This window comes from Micromonospora sp. NBC_00858, from assembly GCF_045207365.1.
In the GTDB taxonomy this organism is placed as follows: Bacteria; Actinomycetota; Actinomycetes; order Mycobacteriales; family Micromonosporaceae; genus Micromonospora.
Genome location: NZ_CP108828.1, coordinates 2538290 through 2554270, shown reverse-complemented (window position 1 = coordinate 2554270; position 15981 = coordinate 2538290). Strand labels below are relative to the sequence as shown.

The window sequence follows — 15981 nt, the reverse complement described above, 5'->3', positions numbered from 1 at the left end:
CGCACGCGTCCTAGTTAATCAGCACCTGCCGGTAGAGGCTCTGCACGCAGTCGAGCCCAGTCCAGGGCAGCAGGTCGACCAAGAGTTGGCGGAGGCGTTTACGGTCGCGTTCGGATCCGGTGCGTCGGGCGAGGACGTCGGCCTGGGTGGCGGCGTGGCAGGCCTGCTCGATCTGGTTCATCTGTGTGTACGCGCTGGCGAGGTCGATGAATGTTCCCGAGCGCTCCCGGACGAAGTCGGCGGGTAGCAGGGTTAGTGCCTCGTACAGGGAGCGAGTCGCTTCGGTGGGGCGGTTCAGCCGGGTGAGGCATCGGCCCTTGAGTCGGGCGGCGTGGCAGTCGGCGTTGAAGAAGCTCAGCCAGGCAGGTGTGTTGTCAACGCTGACGCCGTCGAAGACCCGTTCAGCCTCGGACAGCGCGGTCATGCCCCGGCGGGGCTCGTCGAGGAATCCGTACGCCTCACCGGTGGCCTCACCCAGCCAGGAGTTGACGGCGGCCGGGATGCCCTGTCCGCCGACCTCGCGGGCGGTGCCCAGCAGGCTGAGGGCGGTGCGGCCGTCCCCGCGATGCAGGTGGATCTGGCTGAGAACGCCGAGACCGTAGGAGTGCAGGGCGCGGTCATTCGCCTTCTCCGCGAGCGAAATCGTGAGCCGGCAGTACCCGTGCGCCTGCTGGTAGCGCTGGGCGTCGATGGCGAACCAGGCCGCGAGTTGGGCGGCGTCGCCGGCAGCGCGCAGCAGCCTGTGGTGGGTGCTGGTGTTGGTCGTGCGGTTGCTGACCTCCAGCATCCGGTGCAGGTGAGCGCCAACGTCCGCGGTCACCCGGCCTGAGCCTTCTCGGTAGTCGAGGCGCCGGTAGGTGTCGGTGAGGATCTCGAAGTCCTCAACGATCCGATTGGTGACTCGGGTCAGGACCGCGCCGGTGGGCAACGGAGCGCCCGTGGGGCGCTCGCTGGTCGACCGACCGGCGTGTGTCTCCGGTTCGCTCGCGCCCAGGACCGCCGTATCGAGGTGGCTGTGGTCCTCCCCGCCGAGCAGCTCGCCGGCGGCGCACCGGTAGAGGAAGGCCAACTTGTTCAACGTGTCCAACGACGGGGCCCGGCCCGCCGAACCCGGCCAGATCTCCCAGTAAGAAATCTGCTTGGCGGTCTTCGGCGCGTCCGCGTCGGGCCACTGCTCGTTCCACCGTTGCGCCACATCGGCCTGCGTCAGGCCGTGAGCGAGGCGGAAGGCCACTCGCGGGTTGAAGCGGTACCGCTGCCGCCAATGCGAGGCGATCTGCCGGTACGTCCAACCGCTGGCGCGAAGCTCGTCGGCCTCCCGCTGATAGCTACGCGCGCTTCTCGCCATCCCCCGCCTCCGCCTCCTGGTCGCCGTGGGTTGCACGTTAGCGATCACCATCGCTGTGACGGAAGCCATCCGCGCGAGCACTCCCCGTGATCCGTGGAGTACCGGTGAGTCGGTGGTCCCCACCAACGGGGGTCGATCTTTCCCGCCCCGGACGCGACCCTCGATCACAACGCGGATCGCCTGTTCACAGGGCATTGCCTAGCGGCACGCGATCCAGAAACGGCCGCAATGCGGGTGCGGATGACGTCGCGCTCAACCAAGTTCCCGCGACCGCCGCCACGAAGCGCCGTGTCCGTGTAGTTGATCTCAATAGAGAGGATCACTGATGTACGAGCAGGACGAATTAGCTCGCTACGGCTACCGCCAGGAGTTGGCCCGGAGGTTGCGCTTCCGAGACTTGGTCGCGTACGGCCTGGTGTACATGGTGCCGATCGCGCCGATGGCGATCTTCGGCAGCGTCTATGCCGGCTCCGGTGGGATGGCGGCCCTGGCGTACGCGATCGGCGTGGTGGCGCTGGTGTTCACCGCGTTCTCCTACGCGCAGATGGTCAAGGCGTTCCCCATGAGCGGCAGCGTCTATAACTACGCCGGTCGGGGCATCAGCCCGCCGGTGGGTTTCCTGGCCGGCTGGGTGATCCTCCTCGATTACGTGCTCGTGCCTGGCCTGCTGTACCTGGTGGCGTCGATGGCGATGCACGCCACGGTCCCGTCGGTGCCGGTGTGGCTGTGGCTGCTCGGGTTCGTGGCGGTCAACACGGTCGTCAACTCGGTCGGGATCCGGATGACCGCGGTGGTCACTCGGGCCATGCTCGTCGGCGAGTTGATCGTCCTGGCGATCTTCTTGGCCATTGCCGGCTGGGCCCTCGCCTCGGGCAGGGGCCGGTTCAGCTGGGAGGCGTTCTACAACGCCGACACCTTCACCTGGTCGCTCGTCGCGGGCGCGGTGTCGATCGCGGTGCTGTCGTTCCTCGGTTTCGACGGGATCAGCATGCTGGCCGAGGAGACCAAGGGCGGTTCCCGGCAGATCGGCCGCGCGATGGCCGCCGTCCTGATCCTGGCCGGGGTGCTGTTCATCGTCCAGACGTGGCTGGCCGCGATGCTCGTCCCCGACCCAGCCGGTCTCCTGGCGAACGGTGACCCAAGCGGGACCGCGTTCTACGACGCCGCCGCCGTGGCCGGCGGGAGTTGGCTGGCGACCCTGTGCGCGGTGGCGACGGCCATCGCCTGGGGGCTGCCGAACTCGATGGTCGCGCAGGTCGCCACCTCACGCCTGCTGTACGCGATGGCCCGCGACCGGCAACTGCCCGCCTTCTTGGCGAAGGTGTCGATCCGCCGCAACGTGCCGCTCAACGCCACCCTGCTCACCGGCGCCGTGTCTCTCGCCCTCGGCCTCTACATGGCCACCCGCGTCGACGGGATCACCCTTCTGTCGTCGCTGATCAACTTCGGGGCGATGGTCGCCTTCCTGGTCCTGCACGTATCCGTGGTCGTGCACCACCTCATCCGCCAGCGCAGCGGCAACTGGTGGGCGCACCTGGTCATGCCCGGGATCGGGTTCGCGATCCTCGCCTACGTGGTGGTCAACGCGAACATCGCCGCGCAGCGCCTCGGCCTGGCCTGGCTCGCCCTCGGCATGGTCGTTCTCGCCGGCCTGTACCTGGCCGGCCGCCGGCCCGCGCTGTCGGGTCTGGCGCCCGCGCAGCCGCAGGCCCGCCACGTGGAACGGGTGTGACCGGCATGGACACGATCACTTACCGTCCGGCTCGCGATGAGTTGGCCTACACCTTCGGCGGCCGAATGCCGGTGGCCCACGTCCGCTCCGGCGACGTGCTGCGAGTGTTCACGGAGGACTGCTTCGGCGGTCTCGTGCGCGGGCCGGCGGATTTGCCGTCGCGGGTGTGCCGGATGCCGTACCTGAACCCGGCTTCCGGACCGTTCTTCGTCGAGGACGCCGAACCCGGCGACACCCTCGCGGTCCACCTCGCCGCCATCGAGCCCGCCCGGGACTGGGGAGTCTCGTCGACATTCCCGCACTTCGGAGCCCTCACCTCGACCTCGCACACCGCCACCTTGCAGCCGCCGCTCGAGGAGCGCGTGTGGGTGTACGACCTCGACCGGCAGGCCGGAACGGTCCGCTTCCATGCCACGGGCAGTGACCACAGCGTCGACCTGCCCCTGGACCCGATGATCGGCACGATCGGCGTCGCGCCGGGCGGGTTCGAGGCCCGCGCCACGATCGTCCCCGACGCGCATGGTGGGAATCTTGACACCCCCGAGGTGCGCGCCGGGAGCACCCTTTACCTGGGGGTGAACGTGCATGGGGCGATGCTCGCGCTCGGCGACGGGCACGCCCGCCAGGGCGAGGGTGAAGCCTGTGGGGTCGGGGTGGAGATCGCCACGACCACCACGCTGGTCATCGAGGTCATCAAAGGCGCGGGCTCCGTGTGGCCCCGGCTGGAAACCGACCGGGAGATCATGTCGGTCGGCTGCGCCCGTCCCCTGGAGGACGCGTACCGGATCGCGCACCGCGACCTGGTCGGCTGGGTGAGTGACCTCACCGGCTTGGAGCAGCTCGATGCCTACCAATTGGTGTCGCAGGCCGGGCGGGCGCCGATCGGCAACGTGTGCGACCCGAACTACACGGTCCTCGCCGCCCTCGACAAGACGCTGCTCCCGGCCCCAACCGCCGCCTACGGCAGGGTCCATGCCCGCCTGAGGCAGCGCGCCGCCGGGCTGCGATAGGAGCCGGCGATGACCGCGTCGATCCCTCAGCTGCCGCTGCGTGACGAGTTGTTCCTGCTCGGCCATAACGACGACACCGGCCAACCCCACGTCCACCGCCAGGCCCTCGCTCTCGGCATGGCTGCCGCGGTCCTGACTGACCTGTTCCTGGCCGGACGGATCGCCCTCGACGACGGTCGCCCGGGCGGGCAACAGCGGCTGTGGTTGCACCTGGACCGGCCCGTCGGCGACTTGATCGCCGACACCGCCATCGCCTCCGTCCGCTATGCCAACCCCGCCCCGACGCTGCGGGGATGGCTGACCTGGTTCGCCGACGATCTGTACGAACGCACCCGCGCGGGCCTGCACGCCGGCGGCATCCTGCGCCACACCACGCATCGCCGCCTTGGCGGCTTGGCCCGCGGCGACCGCTACCTCGCCACCGACACCAAATGGGCCGTCGTCGCCCGGGCCCGGCTGCGGTACCTCGCCGTCGGTCGGGACCAGCCCGACAACCACACCGCCGCCCTCGCCGGCCTCGTCGCCGTCCTCGGCCTGACCGAACACCTCTACCTCGACGAGGACACCGCCGCCCTCACCGCTCAACTGCGGGCTATCGCCGCCCAGCACCACTGGCAGGTACGCGACATCACCGCCGCGGTCGACGCTGCCGTCGGTGACCTCGCCACCGCCGCCTACCGCTAGCCACCCGAGGGACAAGGAGACCGAACCGATGGACACTGACATGCGCATCCGTGCCGCCCGCTGGGCAGACAAGGAACCTGTCGCGGCGCTGATCGCTGCCGCCCTGCATCCCACCCCGCTCGCCGCGTGGCTCGTACCTGACCCGGCCGTGCGGTGCCGGGTACTGACCGATGTCCTGGCGATCTGGGTGGAACACGCCATGTTCTACGGCGACAGCCACGTGACCGACGACCTGAACGCCGCCACCGTCGGCTTCCACCGCTACCGGCCCATCCCACCACCGGCCAACTACCGCCACCGGCTCACCGACGCCGCCGGCCCCCACGCCCACCGCTTCGACCAGCTCGACACCCTGCTGGCCGAGCCTCGGCCCAACGAGCCGCACTACCACCTGGCGTTCCTCGCCGTGCACCCCGACGCTCGAGGCGCGGGGCGGGCGACGGCGATGCTCACCCACCACCGCAGCCGACTCGACCGCATCGACCTGCCCTCCTGGACCGACACCACTACAGATGCCCACATTCTGTACACCCTCCACGGTTACACCCCACGACCACCGATCAGGCTGCCCGACGGGTTGACGCTGTGCCCGATGCGCCGCGATCCCGACCGCAGTTCCGACACTTGGCCCACCAACCGTGCCCGCCCCGCCGCAGCCGATCAGACAAGTGCCGCTCCCTCAGCGGCACGACGTTGAGGTTTCAGCGGCAGGGGATGCCGCCGCGCATGACGCCCGCATTTCGCCCGAGCTGTCGACGCCTGTCGTCGTGGCCGGGCCTTCCCGCCAGGCTGGCCAAGCGGTGAACGCCACCCACGTCCGACCATCAACGAGCTGTCCGAGGAACGTCGAGCCGATGGCCTATCCCCGCAAGTACTCTCACGACTTCATCGACGCAGCCGTCCAACGGGTGGCCGCCGCACGCGACAACGGGCACCGCGGCCCGATCTCCGCGGTTGCCCGCGAGCTGAACCTCGACCGGCGTCTCGTGCAGGACTGGGTCAGCAGGACCCGAACCACCAGCGCTGCCCCGCCCGCCCCTCCGCCCGAGGCCCAGCCGTTCGAAGACCCGTCACGGGTTGTTCTGTCAGCCGAACTTCTGCTCTGCCGCACCTGCGAACAACCCATGACGAGCACTCCTGACGGCGACCGGCTCGTCTACCAATGCCCGGGCAACTGTCGGCCGCGCGGACTCGACGCCGCCGCTGTCGCCAATACCGTCGGTCGTGCGGTCCTGCGCCACACACCCGCCATCGTCACCGCCACCGGCCACCCCAAGAGCGCCAACCTCGCCGCCGCGCACGTGGGCCGGGTCCTCGCCCGCATCACCGCCGGGCACACCGCCACCGACCTGCGCTTCACGTGGCGCGTCGCCCTCGCCCCGGCGGGCCACGCCACGCCGGCCCTTTCCGAACGGCTGCGCTCAGCCCGAACCCTCGCCGCCACCGACCCCGTGCGCGCCCGCGAGGTCCTGCGCGATGCCCTCGCCGGCGTCGACCCAGCCGCCGCCGACGCGAACCCCGCCCTCGCCGACGCCGCGCACCTGCAAGCTGAGTTACTCATCCGTCTGGGCAACTCCGCTGCCGCGATCCGCTGGGCCAGCTACGCCCACCACAGTCACTCGCACCTGCACGGACCTTCCGCCCGGCCCGTCCTCACCACTCTGCACACCCTCGCCACCGCCCACCGACAGGCGGGACATCACCAACGCGCGTACCACGCCTACCGGCACCTCGCCGACCAACTCACCGTCACCGTCGGGCCGGACGCCCACCCCACCCTCGCCACGCAGGCCACCCTCGCCCTCGTCCTGCGCGACCTCGGCCACTGCGGCGCCGCCCGACACCTCCTCGCCGACACCATCACCACGCACCGCCGCGCCCACCCCCACCACCCCGCCACCGCCCGCATGCTTCAACACCTGCACGAACTGTGGCGGCACTGCGCAGACCGCGGACACAACCACCCCGACATCGAGTTTGATGCCGCGGAAAACCAGCGGCAGCACAGCCACGCGGAGGACTGAGACCGTTCGGCACCGCCGACGGTCACGTGTCCGACCGTCGAGCAGTTGGTGCGCGTCCGACCTGACCCGCAGGCCGTCGGGATCTGTACCGTTGCGTCAATGAGCAACGAGTCCTCACAAGCGGATTCGAGGGCGGTCACTGGAGCCCAGCCATGAACGACTCGCGACCGGGGAACCCTCCCGCCATCACTTCCGAGGGCGGTCACAACGCTGAACCGCCGAGCGTCCACGTCCCCGCCCACCCCTCGGGCCGGCAGACCGATGCCGGAGCGGACCGGATCCGGGTCCAGGTGCTCGGCACACCTACCATCCTCGGCGTCCCCGACGGACAGCACATCCGCCCACAGGCGATGGAGTTCCTCGTCTACCTAATCGTGCGCGGAGGATCGGCCTACCAGCACGACATCCGCGGCGACCTCATCCCCGAGCCACCGCACCGCCTGGCCACGCAGCGGCTGCACACGTACACCTACAACCTGCGCCAGATCTTCCGCTCCATCAGCGGGGACAACGTCTACCTGCGGCTACGCCGACACCACTACACCCTCAATATCGACGCCTTCGATGTCGACCTGTGGACCATGCGCGACGCCATCACCGCAGCCCAACACGCCAGCAGCCCGGCAGCTAGCACTGCCGCCCTACGCCGAGCATTCTCCGCCTACCGCGGGCCCCTCGCCGCCAACACCGGATACCTATGGCTCGTCCGGCATCGGCAAGCCGTATCCCGGGAGTTCCTGACCGCGGCCGTCAACCTCGCCGAGGCACTCGCCGATAGCCCCACCGAAGCCAACGCCGTCCTCGACATCGCCGCCCACCACCACCCGGACGACGAAATCCTGGCCGCCGCCGCTGCCACCATCCGTCTTCGGCTGGGTTGACTGCCGCCCTCACCACCGCCGCTGCCACGAACGACCTGAAGGTCTCTGCACTAACCAAAACGGCTTCTGTCAGATTCTACGAACGCCTCAACTTTGTGATCTTGCAAGATTCATCCAAAAGGTTGACGCCTAGATCGGTGCAAATTACGACAGAACCGACACCAGTCAGTCACCATAAGGACCATCGCCAGATGTCGGTCGGACCACCATCCACTTGGCGTCAGCGAGATGCGCAGCCCCACCAATCGACTGGGACATACGACGCCCGATCCTGTCACCGTTGCGAGGCCGGACCTCCCGGAACCCACTCGTTCGCGAACGTCTCCATTTGGCGAATGACCAGGTCGACGGCCGCGCGCTCGTGGTCCGGCGGATAGTCGTAGCGAGCCAGAAGGCGGCGGATGTGGCTGCGGAGCTTGGCGCGTACCGGTTCACGGGAGAACCAGTCCACCGTGATCGACGACTGGATCGACTTGACCAACTGCCGGGCGATCTCCGCCAGGGTCCCGACACCCATGAGCTCGGTGGCCGCGCCATTCTGCGCGACGGCGTCGTAGAAGGCCAGTTCGGCGTGGTTGAGCGGGGGGTCGAACTGCTGGCCGCGCCGGGCGTCCGCAGACACCTGCTTGGCCAGCTCGACCAGCTCGACGATTAGCTGCGCGCTGGTCAACTGCTGGCGCATATAGCGGTTCATCAAGTCTTCGAGCTGGGCGGAGAACCGCTCCTGACGAACCACATTGTGCTTGGTGACCTCCCGCATCTTCCGCTCGATCAGCCGGCGCAGCGCCGACGCGGCCAGGTGCGGGGTCTCCGAATTCTGTAGGCGCTGCAAGGCGACCCCGTTGAGCTCAGTGATGTCGAGCTTGCCGAGGCCGGCCTCCTCGTAGATGTCGGTGATGTCGGCGGCATCAACCACCTCGGCGGCGAGCTGGGACAGATAGCGCTCCACCTGAGCCGTGTTGGGCAGGCCCTTGGCCCCGCGGTCGGCGGCCTCCTCCTTGACGATCCAGACCCGGACGTCACGGAAGTAGTGAATGTCGCGGCGCAGGCGCTGGATGTCACCGGCACGGTCGACGAAGTCGCGGCTGGTGGCACAGAGCGTGTAGAACCGTTCCAGCCGGCCCGCCGAGCCGCGGAAACGCTGGTGCAGCGGCTTCGTGCCGGGCTCGACGACGTTGCCGGGGGTCCGGGGGTCACGCAGGAAGTTGGCGGCCTTCCGTACCGCTCGCAACCAGCGGGTCGGGTGCGTCTCGTCATCGAGCATCGCACGCCACTTCACCGGAGCCAACATCGCCTCGATGACGGTGATCTCGTTGTGCACCTCGCTGATCGCCCGGTCGATCTCCCTACCGAGGGTCTGGTCCTCTTGGTCGCTGGAGGAGTACTCGGTGAGGGCCTTCCGCAGGTTCTCGGTCAGCGGGGCGTAGCCAACCAGCAGCCCGTCCTGCTTCTCCCGGAAACGCCGGTTAACCCGGGCTAGCGCCTGCATGAGGTTGGCACCCTTCATCGGCCGGTCCATATACATGGTGTGGATCGGCGGCGCGTCGTAGCCGGTGAGCAGCATTGAGTGCACGATGAGCAGCTCAAGTTCGTCGTTCGGGTCCTTGGCGCGAGCCTGGACCGTCCGCTGCTGTGACGGGCGCAGGTGATGCGGGCGCAGTTCCGCCTCGTCGCTCGGCACCCCGTGGAAGACGATCTTCATCTTGCCCTTGTCGACGGCCGAGTCCGCCCAGTCGGGCCGCAGCTCCTTGAGGGCGTCAAAGACGCGGACGCAGATCTCCCGGGTCGCGCAGACCAGCATCGCCTTACCCGGCCCGCCGAGCTGCGGCCGCACGAGCTCGCGTCGCTTCTCCCAGTGTTCGACCAGGTCCTTTGCAAGGGTCTCGACCCGGTCGGGGGCACCGTAGATGGTATTCATGGTGGCCGCGTACGCCTCGGCCCTGCGCCGTTCCGCGTCGTCCAGACTGGCGGTGAGCGTCGCCACCTGATCGTCGATGCTGTCCGGATCGACGTCCGGTGACAGCGCCAGCGGGATGATCCGGGGCTCATGGTAAACCCGCACGGTCGCCTCGTCGTCAACGGCACGCTTGAGGTCGTACAAGTCGATTCTCTCGCCGAAGACGGCGCGAGTGTTCACCTCGGTGGTGGCGATCGGGGTGCCGGTGAAGGCTACGAACGTGGCGTGCGGCAGCGCGTCGCGCAGGTGCCGAGCGTAGCCGTCCAGGCTGTCGTAGTGGCTACGGTGCGCCTCGTCGACGATCACCAGGATGTTGCGCCGGTCGGAGAGTTGCGGATGCGGCCTCCCGGCCTCCCGCTCTTCTCTCGTACGTCCGAACTTTTGCAAGGTGGTGAAGATGATGCCGCCGGAGTTGCGGTGCGACAGCTCGTCTCGCAGTTCGGCGCGGGAGTCGGCCTGGATTGGTTTCTGGCCGAGCAGACCTTGGCTGTCCTGGAACGTGTCGTAGAGCTGATCGTCGAGGTCGGTGCGGTCGGTGAGCACGACGATGGTCGGGTTCTTCAGAGCGGGGTGGCGCGCCGTCAGCGCCGCAGTGCACACCATCTCCTCAGACTTGCCGGAGCCCTGGGTGTGCCAGACGAAGCCCGCCTTTCCGTCGCGCTTCGATGCCCGCACAATGCACTCGACGGCCCGGATGACCGCAAAGTACTGGTGTGCCTTGGCGATCCGCTTGCTCCCCGACGTGAAGTTGACGAATCCCTCAGTGAGCTCAAGGAAGCGCCGTTGGTTAAAGAGCCCGTAGAGGGCGACGATCAGCGCCTCCGGACCGTCGTAGTCGGGAGCGGTGGCATCGACGGGCTTACCCTCGTCGTCGATGTTCCACGGCGCGAAGTGCTCGTACGGGGTAAATGGGGTCCCGTACTTCGCGGTGATCCCGTCGGAGATCAGGCACAGCACGGCATGCCGGAAGGGGAGCGGGAACTCCGCGAGGTACGTCTGGAGCTGGGCGTGCGCGCCGGTGAGGGTGGCGTTCTCATCGGCGGCGTTCTTCAGCTCGATGATGGCGACCGGCAAGCCGTTGAGGTAGAGAACGATGTCGAGCCGGCGCCGGCATTCACCGTCAATGATCGTGACCTGGTTGATCGCCCGATAGACGTTACGGCCGGGGTTTTGCAGGTCGGCCAGGCGCACGGTGGGGTTGTGCTCGGCACCGAACGAGTCGGTGTAGACGATCGAGTGAATGCCGTGGACTAGCCGCTTGTGCGCCTCCCGGTTTTCAGCGAATGCCTCGCGCGAAGCGACGTCGGTAGCGGCCCGCACCGTGTCGTTGACCGCCGCTGGCGGCAGGTCGGGGTTGAGACGCTCGACCGCCGCCTGCAGGTCCTCGAAAAGCACCAGTTCGGCCCAGTCCCGCCGCTGCCCCGACCCCGGAGCAAAGTCCTTCCCAGCCGCTGGCTCCCACCCGAGCTCGCCTAGCTGCTCAAGCGCGAGCGCCTCCCAGGCTGCTTCGTTCATCCGCCCGTCCAATCTCAACCCCTCCCCGCAAACCTTCTTGGTCTAAACGGCTTCTTCGGCAACCTTCTGAGCGTCCTTGACTCGCAGCCGCCCCGACATCAACTCCAGCAGCAGCGTGTCGCGCAGGCGTTCCAGGACACGCGACTCCTCCATCAGGGACTTCAGATGGCGGAACGCAGCCCCCACCTCGGCTCCAAAGGCTGATAGGCGGCCGAGATTCGGCCGACGCACGAAGAACTGCGCCGCCTCGGCAGCACTCACTCGCTGCCTTCCAGATGAACCAACCATCTTTCGAATCGCATGCTCCCGAAAGCGTTCATCTCGCGCGAGGAAATAAGAGAACTCTGGCGGAACCCCCTCCCTCGAACGCATCACAATAAATTCCGTCGATCCGGCTCCGGTCTCATTCTCCTTGAGAAAATCGACGTAGCCGGTCTTGCGGTTCTCTAAGCAGGGAGTAATGCGGGCTAGCAGCGTGTCGCCATTCTGGAAGCGGCTGCCGCCCTTCGGGGGCCGGCGGGTCCAGGTGCGAATGGATGATTGGCGTGTGGGTAGCGCCGCCATGTCGACGTAGACCGCGTCCTCCTGAGAAGGGCGTGGCGTACGGGGGTTGAAATCGACCAGTTCAGTCACAGGGCAGTCACCCTCCTCTGCCGTTCCGAGTTCGACGAACTTGGCCTGAAATAAGCTGTCATAGGTCGCGGCGATGCGGTCGTTTACCGCGATCTTGGATTCGATGGCCTCGAGAAGGATAATTAACTTGACTCGATCAGCGGTCGCGGGCGGGATCGAGTAGCTCAGAAAATCTTCTCGTGAGAGAGAAAGGTTGGTCGTGCCGATGGCGTGTTGGCGGCAGTACTCACGATATTGCGGTGTTCGCAGAACCCAGTAAAGATAGTCAGCTCGAACGTCGGTGGCCTTAATCGTCAGCTTCACAGTGTCTTGGGTTAGCCGCCCTACACCTACCGAGGTGGGCACCCGCGCCACGGCACCAAGTAGAGCGGCGTCCTGTGTGACATCCTTCAGGGATAGGAAAAGATCGCCGGGCCGTAGAAGTAGTTTGTCGGCTGATTCACCGCCGTAGGTCTTCAACTGCCCCTTTTTGAAACCTCCATGGCGCTGTATGGCACCGAGCCCGAGTAGAACGGGTCCCGGTTCCCCAAGCCGCCGACTCAAGTAGGTTGTGCCTCGCTGGAGCGTGACCACCTCGCCCAACGTTTGCCAGTCAGACATTGAGTTCTCCAAGATGCTCACGGACGAGAGCCTCGAGTCGGGACGATTCGTCGAAGTGGGCGTGTAGCTCCTTGGTGAGCCTGGCGATGCGGTCAGCGACTGGCTCGGCGTCCAGGTCTTCGTCAGCCTCAACGGCGCCGACGTAGCGGCCGGGGGTGAGAACGTGGTCATGGGCGGCAACCTCATCGAGGCGCGCGGAGTAGCAAAAGCCTGGAAGGTTCTCGTACGTCAGGCCCTTGGTTTTGGCGGATTTGGTACCGCGCCAGGCGTGGTAGGTGTCGGCGACCTTGGCGATGTCGTCGTCGGTGAGGACGCGTTCGGTGCGGTCGACCATGATGCCGAGGGCGCGGGCGTCGATGAAGAGGACTTCTCCGCGCCGATCGGCGAGTGCCTTTGCGCCCTGCGGGGACTTATCCTTGGTGAGGAACCACAGGCAGGCCGGGATAGCCGTGTTGCGGAACAGATTCGGTGGCAAGGCCACCATGCAGGCAACCAGGTCCGCCTCAACCATTGCTCGGCGAATCTCGCCCTCGCCGGACTGCTTAGAGGACATCGATCCGTTGGCTAGGACGACACCGGCGGTACCGCGGTCGCCGAGCTTGGAGAGTATGTGCTGGAGCCAGGCGAAGTTGGCGTTGCTCTGTGGCGGCGCGCCGAAACGCCAGCGCAGGTCGCTTTCGCGGCGGGCCCAGTCGCTCATGTTGAAAGGCGGGTTGGCCATGATGACGTCGGCACGCATGTCCGGATGCTTGTCGTCGACGAATGTGTCGGCCCAGCGGTTGCCGATGCCGATGGGGTCCATGCCGTGGATGGCGAGGTTCATCTTCGCCAGTCGCCAGGTGCGTTCGTTGGCCTCCTGACCGTAGACGGCGATATCGTCGGTGTGGTCGCGTCCGGCATGCGCCTCGATAAACTTCTTTGACTTCACGAACATGCCACCGGCCCCGCAGCATGGGTCGTAGACGCGGCCCTGGTAAGGCTCCAATACCTCGACGAGGACTCGCACTACGCTCGGTGGTGTATGGAATTCGCCGGCCCGTTTACCCTCAGCACGAGCGAACCTCTCCAGAAAGTACTCGTAGACCTCGCCGAGCACGTCCTGGGCTGGCCGGTCACCGTGTCCGGTGAAGCGGGCATCACTGATGAGGTCGACGAGTTCCTTCAAACGCTTCTGGTCAACGTTGTCCCGATTAAAGATCTTGGGAAGAACGCCGGTCAGCGCACGGTTTTCTCGCATGATCGCATCCATCGCGTCGTCGAGCAGCGCGCCGACGCCGGTGGGCGCGTTCTCCACCAGGTAGTCCCACCGAGCGGTCTCAGGGACCCAGAAGACGTTAGCGCTGGCGTACTCGTCGCGATCGTCGAGGAACTGGGCGTGGCGGTTCTCCGGGATGCCGGAAAGGCTGTCCTTGATCTGGGTGCGGCGTTCGGCGAACGCGTCCGAAACGTACTTGAGAAAGACCAGGCCGAGAACGAACTCCTTGTACTGGGCGGCGTCCATGGAGCCGCGCAGCTTGTCGGCGGCCTTCCACAGGATGTCCTGGATCTGCTTGGTGCTGGACACGCCGAACAGCTCGGCCTGTCCGTTGGCGCGTTTGCGTGGGGGCACTGTGTGTTCCGATCTCTCGTTCAGGAGTTCGTACCGTACAGAGTCGTGAGGGTGCCGTCGGCGAAGCCGGTCACGATGAGTTCGCGCAACGTGGCCGATAGGTCGGCCTGCCGCTGCAGCAGGTCATCACGTTCCTCCAGACGGCGCAGCACGTCGTCCAGGCGGGCCGCCTCGTCCCAGGCCAGGTCGGGAATCGTGGCGTCCATCAGTCTCGGGCCCCGCACTGCACCAGGGCTGCGTGTCATGTTGCGGGCGGTACCCAGGAGTGCCGCCAGCACTCGGGGGGTGAGCGGGTCGCCAAATGAGATGCGCAGGCCTCTGGCGGGGAACTCGATCACCGAGAAGCCGTCGTTGTCGAGGAGGACCCCGAACCGGGGGACGCTGGTGACCACGATGTCACCAGGTTCGGTGAGGGCGACCTGCGGGTACTGCGCGGCGAGGGTGAGCCGGTCCATCCAGCGCTTGGACGACTGCGCGAGTACCTCCGCCGCGCCGATGACCCGGTGGTGACCTCGCGGTCCGACATGCTCGGGGTTCAGGCGGTGCCCGGTGAGGGGGCGGACCCGGCGAGCCGTTCGGAGCGCCTCGCAAGAAAGCTCCTTCGGCCTGATTCCCTCGCGCTGTACCGCTCCGGTGTTCAGGAAGCCGTTCTCCTTCCCGTACCGGACGGCTTCTTGCTCAGCCTCGGTGAGACGCCCCTCGACCTCGCCGACGAGTGCGGGGCGGTCGGCGGCCAGGCGGGCGCGGAGGGTAACTGACGCTGGTCCGGGCGGCCGGAGCGCGGCAGCCCGACGCAGGTCCAGGCTCTCCAGCGGGACGATTCGGCCGTTCCGAGGGTCGTGGCCGTCGCTGCGGTGCCCCTCTGCGCGCCAGAGGAGGACGTCCTCGGCTGCGGACTCGACAGTGGTGTGGTCAAGCGAGTGACCGCTGAGGTCGGCGAGCAGCACGCGACCCTTGGTGGTGGGGAGCGGGTCTCGGGTCAGCAGCCACAGAGCGGCGCGATGACCTGGCCTGGCCGGGTAGACGCCGCCCGGCAGTTGCACAACTGCCTCGACGATGCCGCTGCTCAGCAGCGCAGACCGGCGCAACGCCGCTGGCGCGTCCCGTAGTTGGTCAACGAGGCTGCTGGCAGGGCCGACGACGATGGCCGTGCGGCTCGGACCGAGCAGATCAGCGATCGCTTCGACCCGGTCGAGGTCGGCGAGGGCGTCTCGGCTCTCCGCCGGCTGGTAGGGGAGCCGAGTGACGATGAGGTCCGGTTCGGCGAACTCCTCGTTCAGCTCATCGGCGCGCACGTCGAACTGGAACTCGGGCAACTCGGCGAGGAGTAACTGTCGGCGCACCAGGCGGGCGAGTTCCTCGTCGGCGACGACCGCGTTGAATCGCAGATTGTCGCGGTCCTGATCGGTTACCAGCGCTGTCAGGAGGTCGCCTGCGCCCGCGTTGCCGTCGGCGATGGTGACGGCGCGATGGGCGCGCAGCCGGGTCGGCACGTCGGCCACCCGACGGATTAGGGCCACCGTCTCCGGGGTGAGTGCATCCGCTGTCAGCTCGGGCCAGCCGAGGCGGTTGGCGGAGCTGAGCAGGAACTGGCAGCTGTGCCAGGGGTCGAAGGCTCCCTCGATCAGTTGCTCGACCAGTTGGGCGAGCCCGGTCGGTTCCGGGGCGTCGGCCAGCTCGTGCAGCAGAAACTCGTCATCGGGATCGAGGCGTCGAGCCAGCGGCAGAGGATCGGCGGGCAGTGCCTCGCTGGAGAGGTGGCGGAGGCAGAGCGCAGCGCCGAGGACGACGATCGTGCGTCGGCCGCCGTGCCGCCGGGCGTACGCCGCCAACGTGTGCATGGACCGCTCGGCGCGCAGGCTGTCCGGGTCGGCGTTGCCGAGCCCGGTCCGGAGTAGCCAAGCCACCACCGCTTCGGCGGGAAACAAGGGCTGTCCATGGTTGCCCGGAACGGCAGCGGGAAAGTCGGGGTGCCGCCGGCGCCAAGT

Annotated in this window: 11 protein-coding genes; 6 read left to right on the top strand and 5 right to left on the bottom strand. The window is 67.4% G+C overall.

Annotated features, from left to right (window positions below; all coding sequences use genetic code 11):
- Positions 1 to 10: 10 nt before the first annotated feature.
- Positions 11 to 1348 carry a helix-turn-helix domain-containing protein gene (locus tag OG990_RS12015; RefSeq protein WP_406080436.1) on the bottom strand — a complete coding sequence of 446 codons (1338 nt, stop codon included), beginning with the start codon at positions 1346 to 1348 and terminating at the stop codon, positions 11 to 13.
- 325 nt (positions 1349 to 1673) lie between these two features.
- Between OG990_RS12015 and OG990_RS12010 the strand changes: the two genes are divergently transcribed.
- The 6 genes from OG990_RS12010 to OG990_RS11985 all read left to right on the top strand — a co-directional run bounded on the left by OG990_RS12010 (position 1674) and on the right by OG990_RS11985 (position 7679).
- The gene (locus OG990_RS12010) at positions 1674 to 3080 is read left to right on the top strand and encodes an APC family permease (protein WP_406080434.1); all 1407 of its coding nucleotides are present in this window, start codon (positions 1674 to 1676) and stop codon (positions 3078 to 3080) included.
- Positions 3077 to 4090 (top strand): acetamidase/formamidase family protein, encoded by a 1014-nt coding sequence (locus OG990_RS12005; RefSeq protein ID WP_406080432.1) that lies wholly within the window; start codon positions 3077 to 3079, stop codon positions 4088 to 4090. The genes OG990_RS12010 and OG990_RS12005 overlap by 4 nt, the downstream gene beginning before the upstream one ends.
- Positions 4091 to 4099: 9 nt before the next feature.
- Positions 4100 to 4774 (top strand): GPP34 family phosphoprotein, encoded by a 675-nt coding sequence (locus OG990_RS12000; protein WP_406080430.1) that lies wholly within the window; start codon positions 4100 to 4102, stop codon positions 4772 to 4774.
- A 28-nt stretch (positions 4775 to 4802) separates the two neighbouring features.
- Positions 4803 to 5471, top strand: a complete 669-nt coding sequence (locus OG990_RS11995; RefSeq protein WP_406080428.1) for an N-acetyltransferase — start codon at positions 4803 to 4805, stop codon at positions 5469 to 5471.
- Between the two features lie 427 nt (positions 5472 to 5898).
- On the top strand, positions 5899 to 6798 hold the full coding sequence (locus tag OG990_RS11990) for a hypothetical protein (protein ID WP_406080426.1): 900 nt from the start codon (positions 5899 to 5901) through the stop codon (positions 6796 to 6798).
- Between the two features lie 152 nt (positions 6799 to 6950).
- Positions 6951 to 7679: a BTAD domain-containing putative transcriptional regulator gene (locus OG990_RS11985; protein ID WP_406080424.1), complete on the top strand. Its 729-nt coding sequence runs from the start codon at positions 6951 to 6953 to the stop codon at positions 7677 to 7679.
- A gap of 274 nt (positions 7680 to 7953) precedes the next feature.
- Here the strand turns inward: OG990_RS11985 and OG990_RS11980 are convergent, their stop codons facing one another.
- Genes OG990_RS11980 through OG990_RS11965 form a run of 4 tightly spaced genes read right to left on the bottom strand, consistent with a single transcriptional unit; the run spans position 7954 to position 15900 of the window.
- Positions 7954 to 11169 (bottom strand): type I restriction endonuclease subunit R, encoded by a 3216-nt coding sequence (locus OG990_RS11980; protein WP_406080422.1) that lies wholly within the window; start codon positions 11167 to 11169, stop codon positions 7954 to 7956.
- Between the two features lie 24 nt (positions 11170 to 11193).
- Positions 11194 to 12405, bottom strand: a complete 1212-nt coding sequence (locus tag OG990_RS11975; protein ID WP_406080420.1) for a hypothetical protein — start codon at positions 12403 to 12405, stop codon at positions 11194 to 11196.
- Positions 12377 to 13993, bottom strand: coding sequence for an N-6 DNA methylase (locus OG990_RS11970; protein ID WP_406080419.1), 1617 nt, complete (start codon positions 13991 to 13993; stop codon positions 12377 to 12379). The genes OG990_RS11975 and OG990_RS11970 overlap by 29 nt, the downstream gene beginning before the upstream one ends.
- Positions 13994 to 14013: 20 nt before the next feature.
- Positions 14014 to 15900 (bottom strand): SAM-dependent DNA methyltransferase, encoded by a 1887-nt coding sequence (locus OG990_RS11965; RefSeq protein WP_406080418.1) that lies wholly within the window; start codon positions 15898 to 15900, stop codon positions 14014 to 14016.
- Positions 15901 to 15981: the final 81 nt, after the last annotated feature.